Here is a 20,674-nt window from a genome sequence, read left to right as displayed (position 1 = left end):
CAGGGTGCCTACGCTGGCGCCATGCCGCTGATCATCCTCTGGGACATCGACCACACGCTCATCGAGAACGCGGGGGTCAGCAAGGAGATCTACGCGGCCGCCTTCGCCGCCCTGGCGGGGTATCCACCGAACCATGCGGCCCGGACCGAAGGCCGAACCGACCGCCTGATCATGCGTGAGATGTTCCGCCGCAACGATCGACCGGAGCCCGACTGGCCGACAGTCCAGACGGCCCTCGAAGTGGCGGGGATCGAGCGGTTCGACGACCTCCGCCGACGCGGCACGGCTCTCCCGGGCGTCCGGGCAGCACTCGAAGCGGCAGCCGACCGGCCCGGCTGGGTCTCTTCGGTACTGACCGGCAACATTGCGGCCAACGCGCGGGTGAAGCTCGCGGCCTTCGGCCTCGACGACCTGCTGGATCTGGCCGTCGGAGCCTACGGGGCCGATGCCGTTCAGCGCCGTGAGCTGGTGGCCGTCGCGCGAGAACGTGCTCGCCGACACCGCGGCCTGCCTGTTGACGTACCAGTGGTCCTGGTGGGGGACACTCCTCGTGATGTCGAGGCGGCGCTCACCTCCGAGGCCGGGGTCATCGCCGTGGCCACGGGTGTCGACAGCCAAGCCGACCTGATTGCGGCGGGCGCGAGCACCGTGCTGCCGGACCTCTCCGACACCCCGGCTCTTCTGAAACTCTTGCGGTCATTCGCGTCCGACTGAGAACGTCCCAAGACGTCTCCGAGCCGTCCCGGTACGCGGTGCCGCCATCCCGGAACCCTTCGCCACCATCAGGTCACCAGCCGAGCGACCGGCCGAGGGAGACTCGTATGATCGGCGAAGTGACCGGGATCCAACGGATCCGAATGCTCTACCTGCAGTTGTTGTACCGCTGCAACTTCGAGTGCCTGCACTGCTTCCACGGCGAGCGGCTCAAACGCGCGGACGCGTTCTCGTCAGAGGAGGCCATCGAGCTCCTCACCCTCATGCGTGACCGGTACGGCACCGAGGCCGTCACCCTGCTCGGTGGCGAGCCGTTCATCTACAAGGCCCTGCCGCAGGTCGTCCGCCATGCCAAACAGGAACTCGGTCTGCAGGTCCAGATTTGCACCAACGGCTACCGCATCGAGCGCCGGCTCGCGGAGATCGCCCCCTACCTCGACCTGCTGAGGGTGTCGTTGGAGGGCATCGGCGCGACCAACGACCACGTCCGCAGGTTCGGCAGCTACCAGGGCGCGCTGAGCGCGCTCGACCTGGCGCGGGAGCTCGGTGTCGCCACCGGGGCCACCATGACGGTGACCGCCCGCAACATCGACGAGGTGGTCCCGCTGGCTCGTACCCTCCAGGACTTCGGGGCCCGACAACTGAAGCTCCACTGCATGCGCCCGGTCGGCAACGCGGCCGACCACCCCGAGCTGCTCGTGACCGAGCCCGCCGCGTACGCCCGCCTGCGCGAACGGCTGAAGGGCGCGAAGCTCTCGATCGAGGTGATCGTTGACGAGGACCTGTCCGAGGACGGTGCCCCGGACATCTGCGCTCACATCGACGGACCGCGAGAGATCGAGCGGATCGAGGCCGACCCGCGCGGTGCGCTCACCATGTCCTGCAAGGCCGTCGGCAAGGACTCGCATGCTTTCTGGTACGACAAGCTCGCCGGTCACATCGTCCACCGGCCCTCCGCGACCGACGAACTCACCCTCGCCGTTCCGGACGTGGTGTACGCCCGTGTCTGACCGTCCGCTGTTCGAGAGCCTCGAAGGGCTGCGCGGCACTGGCAAATCGACCGTCGCACCGATGCTCGCCGCAGCCCGCGAAGCCGTTCTCGTCCCCACCGTGCCGGTCTTCTACCAGCCACTGCGGCGCGAGATCGACATGCGGGACAACATCGAAGCCCGGATGAGCTTCTACCTCTCCGCACTCTTCACCGCCGTCGACGAGATACGGCACCACCTCGCCGCCGACGTCCCGGTCGTCGTGGAGAGCTACTTCGCCCGGTGCCTGGCCAACCATCGAGCCCTGGGCGCGAATCTCGGCGTCATACTGCCGCCGGATCTCCCCCAACCTGTCACCTACCAGCTGTTCTGCACGGAGGACGAGCGCCAACGCCGCCTCGCCGGGCGGCACAAGCCGATCTCCCGGTGGGACGCCCTCGGTGAGGACGTGGTCGAGCGGATCACCACCGCCTACGCGCAGTTCCCGATGCGCCGGGTGGACACCACGGGCCTCGAACCGGAGCAGGTAGTCCAGTCCATCCTCGCCATCGACGCGGAAGGATCCCACTGCCGTGCAGACACGGAGCCTTTGGGAGCACACCCTCACCTTCTTCCCCCAGTTCCTCGCCGCGCTGAAGGAGCACGCACCCCGTGACGCCACCGTCGCGGTCATCGGCGCGAGCGACGGCAAGTTCGTCCTTCCACTGGCAGCCGCCGGCTACCGCGTCATCGCGGTCGAACGCGACCCGCTCGCCCTTCACGGCGGAGAAGTGCACCTGCCCGGCACCGCACACGCCCACGCGACGGGGCTGATCGACCGTCTCAGGCTCGAAGACCTGTATGACCGGGTCCAGGTCGTGGAGCAGGACTTCCTCGGCTCCGAGCCGCTCGACAGGCTCTGCGACGCGGTTTGGACCAGCTGCTCCTGGCACTACAGCGTCAACCACCGCCGCCCGCTCGCCGAGTTCGTCGCCCGCATGCAGTTCCTGGTGCGCGCCGATGGTCTGTTCGGCGCGGAGTTCATGATGCCGGTGGAGGCGCGCCACCATCTGGTCGACCACTACACATCGCCCGAGAAGCTCAGCCGCCACTTCACGGGCGCCTGGAACGTTCTGCTGACGCTGCGGACTGCGGAGTTCACCGAGCGGGCCCACCTCGGCCGGCTCCAGGACCATACCCACCGGATGGGACTGCTCCTCGCAGCCCGCACGTCGGACCACCCTCACCCGCACGGGAAGAAGGACGCATGAAGCACGAGTACGAGGCCAAGTTCCTCGCTGTCGACGTGGCCGACCTCCAGGCGCGACTGACAGTACTGGGAGCCGTCCAGGCTTTCCCCCGCACCCTGCTCACCAGGAAGATCTTCGAGAACGATGCCCTCGACGGCGGTGCATGGGTCCGTCTGCGCGACGAGGGTACCCGATCCACGTTGACGCTCAAGCAGGTCACCGACGCCACCACGATCGACGGCACCACCGAGATCGAGACCGAGGTGGCCGATCTGCAGTCCATGGCCGAGATCCTCCGCAGCCTCGGTCTGCGGGAGGTCCGCTACCAGGAGAACTATCGAGAGGAGTGGCGTCTGGGTGAGGTCGCCTTCGACTTCGACACCTGGCCCGACCTCGCCACCTTCGTGGAGATCGAGGGCCCCGACGAGGCATCCGTCCGCCAGGCTGCGTCGCTGCTCGAACTCGACTATGCCGAGGCCCGGTTCGGCAGCGTCGACGAGATCTACAAGAGCGAGGCCGGCCGCGACATCCTCGCCGAACCCGCCCTCCTGTTCGACAACGGCCGTCAGCGGGAGGGATCCGGTAGCCACGGAACTCCCGCGACCTGAACGGGGGGCGAGCTGCCCCTCGTCGATCGGCCGTTCCGGCTCGTGTCCACCCGGCCACCGCAGCGCCCCCGCCCCCGTCATCGAGCGGGGGCGGGGGCGGGGGCGGTCCGGGGTGGGTCAGTGGAGCCAGGGGCGGGTGCGGACGGCGGGGAGGGCGGTCCAGCGGTGGCCGAGGCCCCAGGTGGTGCCGGCGCCGGTGACGGCGAGGACGGCGAGGAGCAGGGCGTAGACGAGGTGGTAGTCGATCAGCGGGTTGCTGGAGCCGCTGGCGGTGCCGTCGGCGAGGTGGCGGGCGGGCGGCCACTCGGCGGCCCACATCAGGGCGAGGAGGGCGGTGCCGCCCACGGCGGCGATCCGGAGCCCGATCCCGCCGAGGAGGGCGAGGCCGAGGCCGAGCAGGCTCGCCATGAACAGCCAGTCGACCCAGGTCTGACCGGCCATGGCGTGGAAGGTGCCGCGCAGCGGGCCGGCGGCGACGTGGCCGAGGAAACCCTCGGTCGGGGAGGCGCCGTCGAGCCAGGCACGCCCCGCGGCGGTGCCGTAGCCGAGGCCGAAGGTCTTGTCGAGGAAGGCCCAGAGGAAGACGGCGCCGAGGGCGATGCGGGCGGTGGCGAGGGTGGCGGCGGTCGCGAACGGGGCCCGGCTGGTGGCACCGTCCTCCGGGCGGCCGGTGCGGCGGGGCGTCAGGGGCGTGGGGGCAGGGGTGTGCTGGGTGGCCATGCCGGCTCTCCTCGGTGGGGTGGCGCGCCGAGCGGCTGCGCCGAAGTGCCCTGGTGGGGTGACGTGGTGGGGCGGTGGTCCGTGCGTGCCGCCGCCGGGTGCGGGGCGGGCGGCGGGGTGCGAAGGGGCGCGGTGCGGTGGCGCTGCTGTGCGTCGGTGCAGGGTGGCGCACGCGGCGGCCGGGTCACGGCCGGTGGGCCGGGCGGTGCTGTGGAGCTCCGGCCCGGGCGTCTGCCGACAGCTTGCACCGGGGGTGCCGGGCGGGTCTGCGGGCCGTTGGTCCCTGATGTCGGGACAAGGGTCCCGAGGGCGCCCGGCGCCTCAGCGTGGGCGCGTCAGCGGGGTGGAGGGTCGGGCCCGACCGGGAGCGGTGCCGGGCCGCCGTGCAGGCTCGCCCAACGCCCTTCCGGGCAGGTGGCGTTGGCCGTAGGCGCCGAGGCGGGCGCCGTCGCCGGGGGCCCGGGCGGGCAGCCGGATCCGACCGGTCAGGCGGTGGCGGGCCTGCTGACGGCTGAAGGTTGTCCCGTCACTGCTCTTCGACAGCACGAGAGTGGCTGGCCGGGTTCCCTCTGGAGAGACGGTGACCTCGGTTCACCCCTGCGACCGCGCGACACGACAGCGGGCAGCAGCCCTCCTCCTGACCACCTGCGGACCCCTTGACCTGCGGAGATGAGCAGAACCCCTGTTATTGTGCGCCAATGTCAACGATCAAACAGTTCCAAGTGGCCTTCGACTGCGCGGAGCCTGTGCGTCTCGCCGCCTTCTGGTGCGAGGTGCTGGGGTACGTCCTGCCGGCGGTCCCGGAGGGCTTCGCCACGTGGGAGGAGTGCTACCGCTCGCTGCCGCCCGAGGATGCGATCTACTTCGCGTGCACTGATCCCGCGGGTGTGGCTCCGCGCCTGCTCTTCCAGCGAGTTCCCGAAGGCAAGGTCGTCAAGAACCGGGTGCATCTCGATGTGCGGGCCGGCGTCGGGCTCGTGGGTGACGAGCGCCTGGCCGCGCTCGAGGCCGAGTGCGCACGGCTGATGGCGCTCGGCGCGAAGCACGTGCTGACGCAGCGCGCCGATGGCGTCAACGAGTCGTGCATCACGATGCAGGACATCGAGGGCAACGAGTTCTGCCTCGCCTGACTTCTCCTCCGAGACTGCGAGGTGGGGAGCCCTCTCCCGGGAACCTGTCAGGTCCCGCATGCGGCGGGAGTCATCCCGTGAGAGCGAGGTTGTGCGGGCGGGCAACGCCGTGCATCGCGTGGCGCGCACCGTCGCCTCTCGGGCGGCGGTCGCGCAGGATCTTCCAGATCTGTCCGGGGAGTGGGTGCGCCGCCGAACGCCGCCGCACCCGCAGGAGCCGGTGAAGGGTCCCGGCGGCGGACGGAGCGTCCCGGGCCCCCGTCCGCCGCCGAACCGCGATGAGGTGACTGTCCGTCAACTCCAGCTGGAGTGGAGCGGCTTGCCCTCGGCGTAGCCGGCGGCGCTCTGGATGCCGACGACGGCCTTCTCGTGGAACTCCTCCAGGGAGGCCGCGCCCGCGTAGGTGCAGGAGCTGCGCACGCCGGCCACGATCGAGTCGATGAGGTCCTCGACGCCCGGGCGGGCCGGGTCCAGGAACATCCGGGAGTGCGAGATGCCCTCCTCGAACAGGGCCTTGCGCGCCCGGTCGTAGGAGGAGTCCTGGGAGGTGCGGTTGCTCACGGCCCGCTTCGAGGCCATGCCGAACGACTCCTTGTACTGGCGGCCGTCGGCGGTGACCTGGAGGTCGCCCGGCGACTCGTAGGTGCCGGCGAACCAGGAGCCGATCATCACGTTGGAGGCGCCGGCGGCCAGCGCCATCGCGACGTCGCGCGGGTGGCGGACGCCGCCGTCGGCCCAGACGTGCTTGCCGAGCCGGCGCGCCTCGGCGGCGCACTCCAGGACGGCGGAGAACTGCGGACGGCCCACGCCGGTCATCATCCGGGTGGTGCACATCGCGCCCGGCCCGACCCCGACCTTCAGGATGTCGGCGCCCGCCTCGACGAGGTCGCGGACACCGACCGCCGAGACGACGTTGCCGGCCACGATCGGGACCTGCGGGTCCAGGCCGCGGACGGCCCGCAGCGCGCTGATCATCGACTCCTGGTGGCCGTGCGCGGTGTCGACGACCAGGGTGTCGGCGCCGGCCTCCAGGAGGGCCTTGGCCTTGCCCGCGACATCGCCGTTGATGCCGACGGTGGCGGCGACCCGCAGGTTTCCGGCGGCGTCGACGGCCGGGGTGTAGAGGGTGGCGCGCAGCGCGTTCTTGCGGGTCAGGATGCCGACCAGGCGGCCCTCCGCGTCGACGACGGGGGCGAGCCTGCGGTGGGCCTCGCTGAGCCTGTCGAAGGCGGCACGCGGGTCGATGCCCTCGTCCAGGAGGAGCAGCTCGCGGGACATCACGTCGACGAGCGAGGTGAAGCGGTCGACGCCCTGGCAGTCGGAGTCGGTGACGACGCCGACCGGCCGGCCGTCCTCGACGACCACGAGCGCGCCGTGGGCGCGCTTGGGCAGCAGCGAGAGGGCCTCGGCGACGGTGGCGCCGGGGCCGAGCGTGAGGGCGGTGTCGTGCACCAGGTGGCGGCGCTTGACCCAGCCGATGACGTCGGCGATCACCTCGGTCGGGATGTCCTGCGGGATGGCGACCAGGCCGCCGCGGCGGGCGACGGTCTCGGCCATCCGGCGGCCGGCGATGGCGGTCATGTTGGCGACCACCAGCGGGACGGTCGTGCCGGTGCCGTCGTTCGAGGAGAGGTCGACACCCTGTCGGGAGCCCACTGCGGAGCGGCTGGGGACCATGAAGACGTCGTCGTACGTCAGGTCGTACGACGGCGTGAGGTCGTTCAGGAAGCGCATGAAACGGGGCTCTCTGGCTGGGAGAAATGACACCTCGGGTGCGGGTGCGGCACAGCCGCAGGGCGCACTCGGGCGCCCCTGCACCCAACGTTCGATTCTCCGGCACCCCGCGGTCAAAAGCCAGTTCGACCCCGTTTGCTGGTGCACCGCACAAGCCATGATCACCGAACGGGGACCCTGCTTGGAGGTTCCTCCAAGGTTCCCGGGTTTCGCCCCGGCCGGGGCCGCTCCCGTAGCATTCACGCGGTAACGGCGGTGGCGAACAGCAACGGCGAACAGCAACCAGGGAAGCGGCAACAGGCATGACGGCGGGCGTGGGCATCGAGCAGGACAACGGCACCGGGACCGCCGAGGAGATCGACTACGGCCCCGGCCTCGACCCGGAGCGGCTGAAGCTCTGCCTGGACGTCATCGCCGAACTGGACCGGATGCACGTCGACCACCCGGACGCGATCACCGTCCGCCAGGCCGTCGGCGGCATATTCCGCACGCTCAAGCAGCGCCGCCGGCAGGAGACCCGGGCCCGGAAGACCGCCAACGACCGCGAGGTCACCGCGAAGACCGCGACCGGCGCACCGACCCGGATCGACGACGAGACCGCCGGCGCCTTCGGCCTGACCACCGTCACCACCAACGAGATCGCCGGCATCCTGGAGCGCCCCCGCTCCTGCTACATCTGCAAGCAGCGGTACACCGAGGTCGACGCGTTCTACCACAACCTCTGCCAGGACTGCGCCGTCAAGAACCGGTCCCGCCGCGACGCCCGCGCCGACCTCACCGGCAAGCGCGCGCTGCTCACCGGCGGCCGGGCCAAGATCGGGATGTACATCGCGCTGATGCTGCTGCGCGACGGCGCGCACACCACGATCACCACGCGCTTCCCGAACGACGCCATCCGCCGGTTCACGGCGATGCCGGACAGCGCCGACTGGCTGCACCGGCTCAAGGTCGTCGGCATCGACCTGCGCGACCCGGCCCAGGTCATGGCGCTGGCCGACGAGGTCGCCGCCGACGGCCCGCTCGACATCCTGATCAACAACGCCGCGCAGACGGTCCGCCGCCCGCCGGAGTCCTACCGCGAGCTGCTCGCCGCCGAGTCGGCTCCGCTGCCGGCCGGCATGCTGCCGCAGTCCACCACGATCGGCCGCTTCGGCAGCGGCAGCGTCGACCTGCCGGCCCTGCCGCACCAGGCCGGCGGCGGGGGCGAGCGGATCTCCGCCGAGGACGTCACCTCGCTCGCCCTGCTCACCGGTTCGGCGACGCCCGATCGGATCCGGGCGGGCACGGCGATCGACGCCGGCGGCCTGGTCCCCGACCTCGCGGACACCAACAGCTGGGTGCAGACCGTCAGCGAGGTCGGCCCGGTCGAGCTGCTGGAGGTGCAGCTCTGCAACTCCACCGCGCCGTTCATCCTGATCAGCCGGCTCCGCCCGGCGATGGCCGCCTCGCCGTCGCGGCGCAAGTACGTGGTCAACGTCTCCGCGATGGAGGGCGTGTTCCAGCGCGGCTACAAGGGCGCCGGCCACCCGCACACCAACATGGCCAAGGCCGCGCTGAACATGCTCACCCGCACCAGCGCGCAGGAGATGTTCCAGAACGACGGCATCCTGATGACCGCCGTCGACACCGGCTGGATCACCGACGAGCGCCCGCACCCGGACAAGATGCGGCTCGCCGAGGAGGGCTTCCACGCCCCGCTCGACCTGGTCGACGGCGCGGCCCGGGTCTACGACCCGATCGTGCGCGGCGAGCAGGGCGAGGACCTGTACGGCGTCTTCCTGAAGGACTTCGACCGCTCCGCCTGGTGACGCCCGCGGGCCCACCCTCCGGCAGCGCCCACGGGGAGGAACAGCAGTTGACGACCGCACCGATGCTCGGGGCCGGGGTGATCGTGCCCACCGGGGACGGCCGGGTGCTGCTCGGCCGGCGGACCACCGCCGGCGAGCCGCCCACCTGGAGCCTGCCCGGCGGCAAGGTCGACGGCGGCGAGTCCTTCGAGCAGACCGCGGCGCGCGAACTCGCCGAGGAGACCGGGATCGTGCTGCCCGCCGAGGAGATGCGGGTGCTCGCCGTCCTGCTCGACCACGAGCTGGGCCGCCCCCGGGTGACCGCGGCCGTGCTCGCCCCGCCGAGCCTGGCCGACGCCGTGGTCACCGAGCCGCACGCCTGCGGCGGCTGGGAGCGGTTCCGGCTGGACGCGCTGCCGGGCCCGATGTTCTACCCGTCCGCGCTGGTCCTCGGCAGCTGGCGCCCGGAGCTGGGCGACGTCCGGCGGGCCGGGACGCACGCGTACCCCGTCCCCGGCCGGTGACCTGACACGGGGACGGGGACGGGGACGGGGTACGGGCGCGAAGGACCCTGGTGCGGGCGCCGCGGTCCGGGGCGGTCAGCCGTTGCGGGCCGCCTCCGGGCCGGTGATCCGCTTCAGCAGGGGCAGCGTCGAGGCGATGATCCCGAGCGAGGCCGCGAGCCCCAGCACGACGAGGACGAAGTACACCGCTCCCGGGGAGACCAGGTCGTACCCCATCTGCGACTTGAGGAACATCGCCGCCGCGCCGAAGCCCGTCCCCGTGGAGACCGCGGCGACCACCAGCAGCGGCAGCGCGCTCTCCAGACCGACCACCCGCCGCAACAGCCCCAGCGGCGCACCGGTGAGCCGGAGCATCGCGAACGGCCGGCGCCGGTCGGAGAGCCCCGCCACCACGCTGACCGCCAGGCTGCACCCGGCGATCGGCAGGGTGGTGAGCAGCACCACGTCCGCGAGCTGGCGCCAGCCGGCCAGTTGCTGCTGCTGGCTGGAGCCCCAGTCGTCGACCATCCGCGCGACCTGGTCCGGGAAGGCCCGGGACAGCAGGGTGCGGACCTGCTCCATGGCCGCCTTCGAGCCGTCGGTCGTCACGTAGAGCGCGTTGACGGGCAGTTTCGCGACCTCCTCCACGGAGAGCGGCACGGTCGGCCACTGCGTTTCCGTCCGGGACCGCAGGTCGAGGAGGCCGTGGTGCGGGACGGCGGCCACACCCGCGCCGGCCGCGCAGTGGCCCACCACCGGGGTGGTGGCGAGTTCCGAACAGAGGGTCAGGACGGGCTCCCGGCCGCGCGGGTCCTCCGGGTCCCGGCCCACGCCGTCGGGGTTGGCGTGCGCCACGACGAGCCCCTTGAAGCCCGGGACGGCGCGCAGTTCGGCCAGCACCCGGTCCGGGACGGCGGCGGTCATCGGCGGCCCGTCGTCCAGCACGCCGTGCTCCACCGCGACCCGGGTCCCCGGGTCCCCGCTGAGCGCACCGCGGTTGGCGTCGATGGTGCCGATGATGGCGACGGTCGCCGTGGTCACGAAGAGGGCCAGCACCAGGCCGGCGACCGAGCGGAACCCGGCCCTCGGATCGTCCGCGAGCCGCCGCACGGCGATCAGGGTGGCCGGGCGGCTCGTCCGGACGGCGACCAGCCGGGCGGCGGCCATGGTCAGCCAGGGTCCGGCGATCACCAGTCCGAGCATGATCACCAGGAAGCCGGTCAGGTAGGCGGCGGTCTGCCCGTCGGTCGACTGCGGGCGGCGGCCGACGAACCAGCCGAGTTCGGCGAGTCCCGCGACCAGCGGCACGACCCGCCAGGCCGTCGGCGGCTTCGGGGTGACCCGGCGGGAGACGCCGAGCGGGGAGACGGTGACCCGGCGCAGCGCCAGCCGGGCGGCGGCGGCCGCGACCAGTGGGACGCCCAGCAGGACGGCCATCACCTGGACGGGCGTGAGCGAGAGGTCGTCGAGGAAGAAGCGCCGACCGGTGAACGGGACGGTCGCCACCAGCGGGCGCAGCAGCAGGTAGGTGGCGAAGCCGAGCACCGTTCCGGCGGCCGCGGCGACGGCGGACTCGACGGTCGAGATCACGGTGATCTGGCGCGGGGTCGCGCCGACCAGGCGCATCGCGGCGTAGCGCTGCTCCCGGGTCGCCGCGGAGAGCCGGGTCGCGGTGCCGATGAAGACCAGCACGGGGAAGAGCAGCGCCCCCGCGACGACGGAGAGGATGAGCGTCATGGCGTCGCCGCGCACGCCCGCGCCCGGGCATTCGTTGCCGTCGCAGCCGGCCGGCAGGGCGGTGGCGATGGTGGTGAACTGCCGGGCGCCCGGCCGGGCGGCGAGCTCCTCGGGGCTCCGGCCGACCAGGACGAGCAGCGAGTCCGGGGACGGCAGGGCCTCGGCGCCGATCTCCCCGGCGAGCCGGCCCGGGAAGCGGTCGCCCAGCTGCACGGCCGGGGTCTCGCGGATCCGCTTCGCCAGGGCCGGCGAGGCGTAGTACTCGCCGGCCTTCGGGAGCGCGGGAACCCCCGGCGGGACGGGCGAGGTCGGGCCGGTGGCGGCGACCTCGACGCGGAGGAGTTCCTCGCCGTCGTAGTACTCGGCGCTGTGGCGCCACCGGAGCGGGTCGACGGGCGCCGTCTCGTTCCGGCTCGCGGCCGCGGAGTTGAGCCAGAGCGCGCGGTCGTTGGACTTCTCGACGGCGTTGATGCTCGCCAGCGTCGAGAGGAGCAGTCCGACGCCGATCGCCACCGCGGCGGTGATCGTCAGCAGTCGGACGGCGGCGGCGCGGCCGCCGCCGACGGCGAGCCGGAGGGCGAAGGCGATCACGAGGCGACCCGCCCTGCGGCGACGCCCGGCACCGGGCCGGAGGAGAGGGTCCTGGCCCGGCCGTCGCGGACGACCGCCTCGCGGTCGGCGTAGGCGGCGACCCGGGCCTCATGGGTGACCAGGACCACGGTGGTGCCCTGCGAGCGGGCGGCGTCGACCATCAGCTCCATCACCTGCTCACCGGTGAGCGAGTCCAGCGCGCCGGTCGGCTCGTCGGCGAAGAGCACCTGCGGACGGGTCACCAGGCCGCGGGCGAGGGCGACCCGCTGGGCCTGACCACCCGACAGCTCGCCGGACCGGCGGCGCTCCATGCCGTCCAGGCCGAGCCGGGCGAACCACGGACGGGCCTCCGCGAGCGCGGCGGCCCGGCGGACGCCGTTGAGCAACAGCGGCAGGGCGACGTTCTCCTCGGCGGTCAGTTCGGGGACGAGCTGGCCGAACTGGAAGACGAAGCCGAAGCGGTCCCGCCGTAAGGCGCTGCGCCGGGCCTCGTTCATGGTGTCCATGCGCTGCCCGTCGAAGTGCACCTCGCCCGCGTCGGGCACCAGGATGCCGGCCAGGCAGTGCAGCAGGGTGGACTTGCCGGAGCCGCTCGGGCCCATCACGGCCAGCACCTCGCCGGCCTCGACCGACAGGTCGGCGCCGCGCAGGGCGGGGGTCTCGCCGAAGGCCAGCTCGACGGAACGGGCTTCGATCAGCGGGCTCATGCGCGTACCTCCGCGGCGAGGGCGTCCAGGCGGGCGGTGGTCAGGTCGATCCACCGGAGGTCCGCCTCCAGGTGGAAGAGGCCGTGGTCGGCGAGCAGGCCGTCGATCAGCGGGCCGGTCCGGCGCAGTTCGGTCAGTTCGCGCATCCGGCGCAGGTGGGCGGCGCGCTGGGTGTCGAGGTACTCCTCGGCGTCGCGGCCGAGCATCAGGGCGAGGACGACCTTGGTGAACAGCACCGACTGCAGGGTGGGTTCGGGGGCGACCGGCTCGGTGAGCCAGTGCTCGAACTCGGTCACCCCCGCGTCGGTGATGACGTAGCGCTTGCGCTCGGGGCCGTCGCCGGGCTCGGCCTCGCCGGCCACGACCTTGCCGTCCCGCGCCAACCGGCCGAGCGTGGCATAGACCTGACCGTACGGCAGGGGCTTGCCGCGCCCGAAGAAGGCGTCGTAGTCGCGCTTGAGGTCGTAGCCGTGGCTCGGTTCCCGCTCCAGCAGCCCGAGAAGGGTCAAAGGAACACTCATGGGGTGACCATACACCCGACGTATACTCCGAGTGTATAGCTGGGGAGAATACGGCGCCGATCTGGGAGAACGCCTGACGGGGGCGGAGGCTCCGGCGGCAGGTCGGCTTCGGCGGCAGACGTGAGCGGAGGGCGGCCCCACACCGCCCTCCGCTCCGCACGGCGGCCCGGCGAGCCCCCACAGCGGGCCGGACCTCCGCGTCCCGGCACGACGAGGACGCGGTCACCGACAGCCTGCCCCCTCACCCCCGCCCCGGCCGAGGGCCGAACGTCCCGGTCCTGCGCGCTCTCCCGGCCGACGCCGGGGCCGACACCGGGGCCGGGGCTCCGGTCCTGCGGCCCGGGGCGGCGTTCGGGACGGCGTTCAGGGCCGCATTCAGGGCCGCATTCAGGGCGGCCTGACGGAGGCCCAGAACCGATCGGGGACGGCGGACCGTCCTCCCGGGGGGACGGGGGTGGCGCGGATGGCACCGGAGGGCCGGGACGGAACCGGACGGCACGGCGAGGGCGTTCCGCCGGCCATGCCGGGCGCGGACGGGGAGCGCGAGAAGCAGGCGGACGGGGTGGACCGGGCGGACGGGGTGAACCGGGCGGACGGGGTGGACCGGGCGGACGGGGTGGACCGGGCGGCCCTCGCGCTCCTCGGGGGCCTGCTCGTCGCCGGCAACCTGCTGACGGCCTGGCTCCTGCTGAAGTCCTTCCTCGTCCGGCCGCCCGACGGGCACTGGGACCAGGAGAGCGTCACGGCCGCCGGGGTTCCCGCGATGTGCGCCCACATCGGCTCCTGGCTCACCGACTGGGGCACCGTGTACCTCGTCCGGTGGGGTCTGCTGCGCCCGTGGTGGTACGCGGTGCCGATCGCCGTCGGGGTGGTCTCGCTGGTACGGATGCTGATGCTCACGGGGAGGTGACCCGACCACCCCGGGGCCGGGGCGGGCGGGGAGCGGAGGCAGCGGCGGAGAGACACCCGTGGGCGACGGACGAGCGGGCAGGCCCCCGGGCCGGGTGGGGCCGCACGGCTCTTGTGCACGGGGGCCGGAGCTGGAAAATGGTTCCGACGGGGGCCGAACAGCGCCAACAGCCGTGAGGAGCACGCATCGTGTCCACCACACCCCGCCCGGCCCGGCCAGCGTCGGCGCCCCGGCGGGTGGGCCGTCAGCTGCGTCGGGCCCTCGGCCGCTCGGCGGACCCCCGCGAACCGCTCATCCGCCCCGTCGACCGGGCCCGCAGCCGGGCCTGGCTCGCCGCCGCGCTCGCCCTCGCCGTCGGAGTGGCCGGTGTCGTCGCCGCCGCCCTGGTCGGCTACCGCACCGCCGCAGGCACCGCCCAGACCGAACGCGGCCGGCTGCACCGGGTCGAGGCCGCGGTGCTCGGCAAGGCCGTGCCGGAGCCGCCGGCGAACAGCCGATGGGCCGGCGGCTACGAGAACCGGGTGGAGGTCTCGACCGCCTGGGCGGCTCCGGACGGCCGCCTGCACACCGGCACCGTCGAACTGCCGCGCACCACCCTGACCAGGCCCACCGTTACCCTCTGGGTGGACGACGCCGGCGAGCCCGCCAGGGCACCGGACACCCGGATCGGCCTCACCGTCGCCGCCGTCTGCACCGGCCTGGCCGGCTCCACCACCCTGGCCACGCTGATCGGTGTCGCGCTCGCCCTGCGGCTGCGCGCGCTCGCCCGGCGGGCCGACCGCGACTGGCAGCGGTCCTGGGCCCGTTGGGAACCCCGTTGGAGCGGCCGGGCCAACCAGCCGCAGGAGGACTGAGGAGCACCGTGTTCGTCACCGACCGTCTGACCGCCCGGCTCTGGACCGGCGCCGACACCGACCGCGCGTTCGACCTGTACTCCCGCTGGGAGGTCGCGCGCTGGCTCGGCGCCACCCCGCGGGCGCTGGAGTCCCCCGACGAGGCGCCCGCGCTGATCGACCGGCTGCGGGCCCGCTCCACCGACCCCCGCTACGGCGCGTGGGCCCTGGAGCGGCGGGACACCGGCCTGGTCGTCGGCACGGTCCTGCTCGCCCCGCTGCCCGACGGTGACGGCGAGGTCGAGGTCGGCTGGCACCTCCACCCCGACTCCTGGGGCCACGGCTACGCCACCGAGGCCGCCCGCGCCGCCCTGGCCAAGGGCTTCGCCGACGGCCTCGGCGCGATCCACGCCGTCGTCCGGCCCGGCAACGACCGCTCGGCCGCCGTGTGCCGACGCCTCGGCATGACGCCCCAGGGCCGCACCGACCGCTGGTACGGGGCGGAGCTGGACGCCTTCCTGGCCGTCCCGGACGCGGCGGAGCCACCGCGGTGACCGGCTCCCGCGCGACCGGCCCGCGGTCGGCCGGTCGGCGGCGGCCGGTGGTCGAGTTGGACGCCGGACTCGCGGAGTGGGTCCGCGCGTTCGCGGAGCTGTCCCACCGCACGGTCGAGGACGTGGTCGGCTCGCTGCCGGCGGCCGAGCGCTCCCGCATCGAGGCGCACCGGACCAGCGACCCGGGTGACCCGGGCGGCGCGGACCGAACGGACGGGGCGGACCGAACGGACCGGGCGGGCGGTGCGGGCGGCGTCCACCGTGCGGCGGCGCAGGCGGGCGCCTGCGGGGCGGGAGGCGGAACGCCCGTCAGGGGGCGGCGCCCCCGGGCCGGGTCCACGGCGGGGTGAGGCGGCCGGCCCGGTGGGTGGCGGCGGCGACCGCGAGGATGAGGACGAGGGCCGCCGCGAGCGCCGCCGGGACGCCGGGCCCGAGGACGAGGGCGGCCCCGGCGAGCGCTCCGGCGAACATCCAGCCGGCGGAGGCCAGACGGCGGGCTCCGGCGCGGTCCGCGGCCAGGGCGGTCAGCGTCATGGTCAGCACGGTGGTGGTCAGGTCGGGGACCTTCAGCGCCCGGACGACGGCGTTCTGCAGGCCCATCGCGAAGCCCAGCACGCCGATCAGGGTGTAGCGGACCGGGTCGTGGGTGTGGCCGAACACGGCCGCCGCCACGGTGCAGCCGGCCAGCAGCACCGCCTGCACGGTGACGGCGGTGACCAGCAGCCGGCCGCGGTGGTCCGGCCGGTGTTCGGCGAGACGGCCGCCCGACACCGCACCGGCCAGGAAGGCGGCGAGGGCCGCGAGCGAGGCCGAGGCGGAGAGCCCGGGCGCACCGACCAGTGCGAAGCCGAGGAAGACCACGTTGCCGGTCATGTTGGCGACGAAGACGTGGCCGAGGGCGAGGTAGCTCACCGCGTCGACCAGCCCGGTGACCACGGTGAGCACCAGCAGCATCGCCACCAGCGGGCCGTGGCGGGGATCGTCAGGCATCCGCGTCCTCCTCGGAACGACCCGGCCCGCCTTCGGTGGGCCCCGGCCCGGCCTCGGTGTGCGCTCCCGGGGTCCGGGACCTCCGGCGGTCCCGTCCGTTCTACGCCCGACCGGTCTCCGGAGCGGGCCGACCCGGCCGGAGCAATTGAATCTACATCCCTGTAGAGGACCTGCCGAACCCGGGGCGGTTGCGTGGGACGGTTGCGTGGGGCGGAGACGCGCGGGGCGCGCAGGCCGGGGGGTGCAGGCCGGGCGCGCAACGAGGAGCGCCCGCCCCCGGGTGCGGCGGGGGCGGGCGCTCGGCTCTCGGGCGGGCACTCAGACGGCGAGCGCCGGGCGGTGGTGGTCGAGCCAGAGGGCCAGGTCCACGACCCGCTCCAGGCGGAGCCGGTGGCCCCACTCCAGCTGGTCCGCCGGGGTGTCCAGACTGCTCTTGATGACCGTCTCGTCGGCGATGTCCCGCACGTGCGGCGCGTCCAGCGCCTCGCGCGCGAGGCGCTGGAGGCCGCTGTTGTAGTCGGCGTGGTGGGTGGCCGGGTAGTGGTTCTTCGGCCGCCAGAGCACCGAGTCCGGGGCGATGCCCTGCCCGGTCGCGCGCAGCAGGCTCTTCTCCCGACCGTCGTAGCTCTTCATCGCCCAGGGGGTGTTGAAGGCGTACTCGACCAGGCGGTGGTCGCAGTAGGGCACCCGCACCTCCAGGCTCTGGGCCATCGAGAGGCGGTCCTTGCGGTGCAGCAGCTGGCGCAGCCAGCGGGTCAGCGAGAGGTGCTGCATCTCGCGCTGGCGGTGCTCGGTCGGGGTCTCGCCGTCGACGTGCGGGACGGCGGCGAGCGCGGCGCTGTAGGTGTCGTCGCGGAACTCGCCGATGCGCAGGTGCGCGGCGAGGTCCGGGTTGATCGGCATGGCCGCCTCGTCGCCGGTGACGAGCAGCCAGGGGAAGGTCTGCGCGGCGAGCGCCTTGGGGTTGTGGAACCACGGGTAGCCGCCGAACACCTCGTCCGCCGCCTCCCCGGAGAGGGCGACCGTGGAGTGCTTGCGGATCTCGCCGAACAGCAGGTACAGCGAGGTGTCCATGTCGCCGACGCCGATCGGCGAGTCCCGGGAGATCACGACGGCCCGGCGGTGCTCCAGGTCGAGCAGGGTGCGCGGGTCGAGCACGACGGTCGAGTGGTCGCTGCCTATGAAGGCTCCGGCCTCGGCCGCGAACGGGGTGTCGTGCCCGGTGCGCAGCACGTCGCCGGTGAATTCCTCGGCCTGGTCGCTGTAGTCGACGGCGTAGGAGCGCAGCTTGGCCTGCGGGCCCTCCTGGAGCCGGAGTTCGTCGGCGACCAGGGCGGTGACGATGGTGGAGTCGAGGCCGCCGGAGAGCAGGCTGCAGAGCGGGACGTCCGCCTCCAGCTGGGCCCGGGCGGCGCGGTTGACCAGCGACCCGATCTGCTCCAGGGTGACGTCGAGGTCGTCGGTGTGCGGACGGGCGGTCAGCTCCCAGTAACGGCGCTCGCGGACGCCCCCGCGGTCGAGGACGAGCAGGCCGCCGGGGTGGACCTCGCGGACGCCGGCCCAGACCGTGGGGCCGGTGTTGAAGAGCAGGCTGTACGCCTCCCGCAGGCCGTCGGCGTCCACGGTGGGCGTGACGTCGGGGTGGGCGAAGAGCGCCTTGGGCTCGGAGCCGAAGACCAGACCGCCGTCGACCTCGGCCCAGAACAGCGGCTTGACGCCGAGCCGGTCGCGGACGAGCAGCAGGCGCTGGTTGCGCTCGTCCCAGATGCCGAAGGCGTACATGCCCTCCAGCCGGTCGACCAGGGCGTCGCCCCACTCCTGGTAGGCGCGGAGGACCACCTCGGTGTCGCTGCGGGTCTCGAAGCGGTGACCCTTGGCGGTCAGCTCGGCCCGCAGCTGGTGGTGGTTGTAGACCTCGCCGCTGTAGGTGAGGACGACACCCGGCTCGTCCCGGCGGTCGACCATGGGCTGCGCACCGCCCTGGATGTCGATCACGGCGAGGCGGCGGTGACCGAGAGCGGCGTGACGACCGAGCCAGACGCCGCCGGCGTCGGGGCCGCGCAGGGCCATGGTGGCGGTCATCGCCTCGATGACGGGGGCGCTGTGGCGGACGTCCTGATGAAAGGACACCCAGCCGGTGATTCCGCACATGCGCGAGCACTCCTTGGACGGGCAGACGAACGGACGGGCAGGACGGGCACGGGCGACCGCGCCGAGGTCCGGTCCACCAGTCGGGCGGGGAGCAGCCGCAGTTCCACGAAATCGGACACATTTCCGGCCAACGCTCGGATGCCCGGTCCGGACGGCCGATTCGGACGCCCGGCCCGGAGGCACGCCCCGGTTGCTCCTCCGGCCGCCGGGCCGGCCGGAGGAGCAACCGGGGAGCGACCGGGGAGCGACCGGGGAGCGGGCCTCAGACCGGGCCCAGCGCCCGCAGCAGCGCGTCCGTGACGGCGGGGCCGTGGGCGAGCGGCAGCAGCGGCGTGCCCGGGCCCGCCGCCCGCACCCCGGTCCGGGCGAGGACGAGCAGCGCCCGCAGGGTCCGCGCGCAGTTGGACACCCAGGCCGGGGCCGGGCCCCGCCGGTGGTCCGCGAGGGCGGCGGCCGACCGCTCGACCCAGTCGACGCACTCCTTCTCGGTCAGCTCCGGCCTGGTGAGGGTGCGCGCGACGCCGGTCGCCGTCCGCTCGTCCTCGCGCTGGCCGAACAGGTGGTCGGTACGGGCCAGCAGCCGGGCCGCGGCGAGGTCGAGCACCGGCCCGGGGGCGACGGCGGGGTGCCGGCCGAACGTGCCGAGCAGGTCGGCTCCGTGCGCGGCCGCGTGCAGCCAGCCGAGTTCGGGGTGGTGGCCGCGCAGGTCGGTCTCGGCCGGGTACCAGCGGGCGAAGGCCCCGAACCAGGCCGGGTCGTGGTCCCCCCGGGAGACGATCATGTCGAGGACGAGGGCGGCGAAGCTCCGCGCCTCGATCGCCGGGTCGCCGAACCGCGCCGCCATCCGGTGCCCGAGGGCGGTCCGCAGCTCACCGGCCACCACGTCGCGTTCGATCCAGGCGCCGAGGACCGCGTACGGGTCACCGTCCCGGACCAGCGGGTCGGGGTCGGCCAGGGCCGCGGCGAGTTCGTCGACGAGGGCGTCCAGCGGGCGGCCGGCCGGGACGGCGAAGTCACGGGCACAGACCTCCGACCAGTCGGTGGCGGTGGGGACGGACATCGGAGGCAGGCCCTCTTCTCGGTCGGTGCGGGCCCGGGCGCGGGCCCGGGCGCGAATCCGGGTGCGGGTCCGCGCGGGTCGGGTACGCGCCATCCGTATCACCGCGGCGGGCTCGCGGACCATCGGGTTTCCCTCGGCCACAGAGTGCGGCGGACGCCGTTTTGAACGCGTTCACATATCTCGCTACGCTGGCCGTGAACCACACCGAGGGGGAACTCGATGAAGATCGTCATACCCGGGGGAACCGGGCAGGTCGGACGCATCCTGGACCGGGCGCTGACCGCCGAGGGCCATGAGGTCCTCGTCCTGACCAGGCAGCCCCGGCGTGACCGGGAGATCTACTGGGACGGCCGCACCCTGGGCCGCTGGACCGAGGTGATCGACGGCGCCGACGCCGTCGTCAACCTCGCCGGGCGCAGCGTCAACTGCCGCTACACCGAGCAGAACCAGCGCGACATGATGGACTCGCGGGTGCACTCCACCCGGACCGTCGGCCGGGCCGTCGCCGGCGCCCGGCGCCCACCCCGGGTCTGGCTCCAGATGAGCACCGCCACCATCTACCCCCACACCTACGGCGCCCCGCACGACGAGGCCGGCCCGCTCGGTGGCGGCGAGCCGGGCGCCCCCCGGTCCTGGGACCGCAGCGTGCAGATCGCCCGCGCCTGGGAGCGCGAGCAGACCGACGCCGCGACGCCCGCGACCCGGCGGGTCGCGCTGCGCTGCGCCATGGTCATGAGCCCCGACCGCGGCGGCGCCTTCGAGCAGCTGGTCAGGCTGGCCCGGACCGGCTTCGGCGGGCCGATCGACGGCGGTACCCAGTACATGTCCTGGATCCACGACCGGGACCTCGTCCGCGCCGTCCGCTTCCTGATCGAGCGTGACGACCTCGAAGGCCCCGTCAACCTGGCGGCGCCCGCCCCGCTGTCGCAGCGGGCCTTCATGCGGGCCCTCCGGCGGGCCAAGGGCGTCCCGATCGGCCTGCCCGCCACCCGCTGGATGGCCGAGGTCGGCGCGTTCGCCCTGCGTTCGGACACCGAACTGCTCCTCAAGAGCCGCGCGGTGGTGCCCGGGCGGCTCCTCGACGCGGGGTTCGGCTTCGAACACCCGCACTGGTCGGCGGCGGCCGGGGACCTCGTCCGGCGGATGCGCCGCTGATCCCGCCGGGGCCGGCCCCCGTCGGCGGGCGGGGGGGGCACATCCGGCCCG

General features: G+C 73.6%; 21 protein-coding genes and 1 pseudogene. 13 read left to right on the top strand and 9 right to left on the bottom strand.

All coding sequences use genetic code 11. The annotated features are described in order from the left end of the window. Positions 1-21 precede the first annotated feature (21 nt). The 5 genes from ABZY91_RS13045 to ABZY91_RS13025 all read left to right on the top strand — a co-directional run bounded on the left by ABZY91_RS13045 (position 22) and on the right by ABZY91_RS13025 (position 3,540). Entirely contained in the window at positions 22-714 is a 693-nt protein-coding gene (locus tag ABZY91_RS13045; protein WP_329878196.1) for a haloacid dehalogenase-like hydrolase, read from the top strand. A gap of 107 nt (positions 715-821) precedes the next feature. Beyond that, positions 822-1,724 carry a radical SAM protein gene (locus ABZY91_RS13040; RefSeq protein ID WP_355402061.1) on the top strand — a complete coding sequence of 301 codons (903 nt, stop codon included), beginning with the start codon at positions 822-824 and terminating at the stop codon, positions 1,722-1,724. Further along, positions 1,717-2,358, top strand: coding sequence for a hypothetical protein (locus ABZY91_RS13035; protein ID WP_355402059.1), 642 nt, complete (start codon positions 1,717-1,719; stop codon positions 2,356-2,358). Before ABZY91_RS13040 ends, ABZY91_RS13035 begins: the two co-directional genes overlap by 8 nt. Further along, complete coding sequence (locus tag ABZY91_RS13030; RefSeq protein WP_355402057.1) at positions 2,276-2,953, top strand: SAM-dependent methyltransferase; 678 nt, start codon at positions 2,276-2,278, stop codon at positions 2,951-2,953. Before ABZY91_RS13035 ends, ABZY91_RS13030 begins: the two co-directional genes overlap by 83 nt. After that, entirely contained in the window at positions 2,950-3,540 is a 591-nt protein-coding gene (locus ABZY91_RS13025; RefSeq protein ID WP_355402055.1) for a class IV adenylate cyclase, read from the top strand. The genes ABZY91_RS13030 and ABZY91_RS13025 overlap by 4 nt, the downstream gene beginning before the upstream one ends. A gap of 117 nt (positions 3,541-3,657) precedes the next feature. On the opposite strand, the gene ABZY91_RS13020 is transcribed toward ABZY91_RS13025, so the two are convergent. Next, the gene (locus ABZY91_RS13020; RefSeq protein ID WP_355402053.1) at positions 3,658-4,260 is read right to left on the bottom strand and encodes a hypothetical protein; all 603 of its coding nucleotides are present in this window, start codon (positions 4,258-4,260) and stop codon (positions 3,658-3,660) included. 698 nt (positions 4,261-4,958) lie between these two features. On the opposite strand from ABZY91_RS13020, the gene ABZY91_RS13015 reads away from it, so the two are divergent. Beyond that, positions 4,959-5,390, top strand: a complete 432-nt coding sequence (locus ABZY91_RS13015; RefSeq protein ID WP_355402051.1) for a VOC family protein — start codon at positions 4,959-4,961, stop codon at positions 5,388-5,390. Between the two features lie 70 nt (positions 5,391-5,460). Here the strand turns inward: ABZY91_RS13015 and ABZY91_RS13010 are convergent. Together ABZY91_RS13010 and ABZY91_RS13005 are read right to left on the bottom strand one after the other, a co-directional pair. Further along, a pseudogene (locus tag ABZY91_RS13010) lies at positions 5,461-5,562 on the bottom strand (IS5/IS1182 family transposase); the annotation flags it as partial. A 122-nt stretch (positions 5,563-5,684) separates the two neighbouring features. After that, positions 5,685-7,124, bottom strand: a complete 1,440-nt coding sequence (locus ABZY91_RS13005) for a GuaB1 family IMP dehydrogenase-related protein (RefSeq protein WP_355402049.1) — start codon at positions 7,122-7,124, stop codon at positions 5,685-5,687. A 302-nt stretch (positions 7,125-7,426) separates the two neighbouring features. Between ABZY91_RS13005 and ABZY91_RS13000 the strand changes: the two genes are divergently transcribed. Both ABZY91_RS13000 and ABZY91_RS12995 read left to right on the top strand, forming a co-directional pair. Next, entirely contained in the window at positions 7,427-8,932 is a 1,506-nt protein-coding gene (locus tag ABZY91_RS13000; protein WP_355402047.1) for an SDR family NAD(P)-dependent oxidoreductase, read from the top strand. Positions 8,933-8,979: 47 nt separating this feature from the next. Continuing rightward, complete coding sequence (locus ABZY91_RS12995; protein WP_355402045.1) at positions 8,980-9,435, top strand: NUDIX domain-containing protein; 456 nt, start codon at positions 8,980-8,982, stop codon at positions 9,433-9,435. Positions 9,436-9,510: 75 nt separating this feature from the next. Here ABZY91_RS12995 and ABZY91_RS12990 read toward each other — a convergent pair whose 3' ends face one another. Genes ABZY91_RS12990 through ABZY91_RS12980 form a run of 3 tightly spaced genes read right to left on the bottom strand, consistent with a single transcriptional unit; the run spans position 9,511 to position 12,970 of the window. Further along, on the bottom strand, positions 9,511-11,742 hold the full coding sequence (locus ABZY91_RS12990; RefSeq protein ID WP_355402043.1) for an FtsX-like permease family protein: 2,232 nt from the start codon (positions 11,740-11,742) through the stop codon (positions 9,511-9,513). Then, entirely contained in the window at positions 11,739-12,449 is a 711-nt protein-coding gene (locus ABZY91_RS12985; RefSeq protein WP_355402041.1) for an ABC transporter ATP-binding protein, read from the bottom strand. The genes ABZY91_RS12990 and ABZY91_RS12985 overlap by 4 nt, the downstream gene beginning before the upstream one ends. Beyond that, positions 12,446-12,970 (bottom strand): PadR family transcriptional regulator, encoded by a 525-nt coding sequence (locus ABZY91_RS12980; RefSeq protein ID WP_329948583.1) that lies wholly within the window; start codon positions 12,968-12,970, stop codon positions 12,446-12,448. The genes ABZY91_RS12985 and ABZY91_RS12980 overlap by 4 nt, the downstream gene beginning before the upstream one ends. 463 nt (positions 12,971-13,433) lie before the next feature. On the opposite strand from ABZY91_RS12980, the gene ABZY91_RS12975 reads away from it, so the two are divergent. From ABZY91_RS12975 to ABZY91_RS12960, 4 genes are all read left to right on the top strand, one after another. Next, positions 13,434-13,880 (top strand): hypothetical protein, encoded by a 447-nt coding sequence (locus ABZY91_RS12975; RefSeq protein WP_355402039.1) that lies wholly within the window; start codon positions 13,434-13,436, stop codon positions 13,878-13,880. Between the two features lie 188 nt (positions 13,881-14,068). Next, entirely contained in the window at positions 14,069-14,734 is a 666-nt protein-coding gene (locus ABZY91_RS12970) for a hypothetical protein (protein ID WP_355402037.1), read from the top strand. Positions 14,735-14,742: 8 nt separating this feature from the next. Further along, positions 14,743-15,267, top strand: coding sequence for a GNAT family N-acetyltransferase (locus tag ABZY91_RS12965; RefSeq protein WP_355402035.1), 525 nt, complete (start codon positions 14,743-14,745; stop codon positions 15,265-15,267). Beyond that, entirely contained in the window at positions 15,264-15,617 is a 354-nt protein-coding gene (locus ABZY91_RS12960; RefSeq protein ID WP_355402033.1) for a hypothetical protein, read from the top strand. The genes ABZY91_RS12965 and ABZY91_RS12960 overlap by 4 nt, the downstream gene beginning before the upstream one ends. Here ABZY91_RS12960 and ABZY91_RS12955 read toward each other — a convergent pair. The 3 genes from ABZY91_RS12955 to ABZY91_RS12945 form a co-directional block, all read right to left on the bottom strand. Continuing rightward, complete coding sequence (locus ABZY91_RS12955; protein WP_355402031.1) at positions 15,577-16,257, bottom strand: YoaK family protein; 681 nt, start codon at positions 16,255-16,257, stop codon at positions 15,577-15,579. The genes ABZY91_RS12960 and ABZY91_RS12955 overlap by 41 nt on opposite strands. A gap of 318 nt (positions 16,258-16,575) precedes the next feature. Continuing rightward, positions 16,576-18,408, bottom strand: a complete 1,833-nt coding sequence (asnB, locus tag ABZY91_RS12950; protein ID WP_329876715.1) for an asparagine synthase (glutamine-hydrolyzing) — start codon at positions 18,406-18,408, stop codon at positions 16,576-16,578. Positions 18,409-18,670: 262 nt separating this feature from the next. After that, positions 18,671-19,468: a DUF2785 domain-containing protein gene (locus ABZY91_RS12945; protein ID WP_355402029.1), complete on the bottom strand. Its 798-nt coding sequence runs from the start codon at positions 19,466-19,468 to the stop codon at positions 18,671-18,673. A 219-nt stretch (positions 19,469-19,687) separates the two neighbouring features. Between ABZY91_RS12945 and ABZY91_RS12940 the strand changes: the two genes are divergently transcribed. Then, positions 19,688-20,623, top strand: a complete 936-nt coding sequence (locus ABZY91_RS12940) for a TIGR01777 family oxidoreductase (RefSeq protein ID WP_329876719.1) — start codon at positions 19,688-19,690, stop codon at positions 20,621-20,623. Positions 20,624-20,674 lie beyond the last annotated feature (51 nt).

This window comes from Kitasatospora sp. NPDC002965 (assembly GCF_040611255.1).
Classification (GTDB): Bacteria; Actinomycetota; Actinomycetes; order Streptomycetales; family Streptomycetaceae; genus Kitasatospora.
Note: the sequence above shows the minus strand (reverse complement) of the source record. Positions and strands in the feature narration are given on the sequence as shown.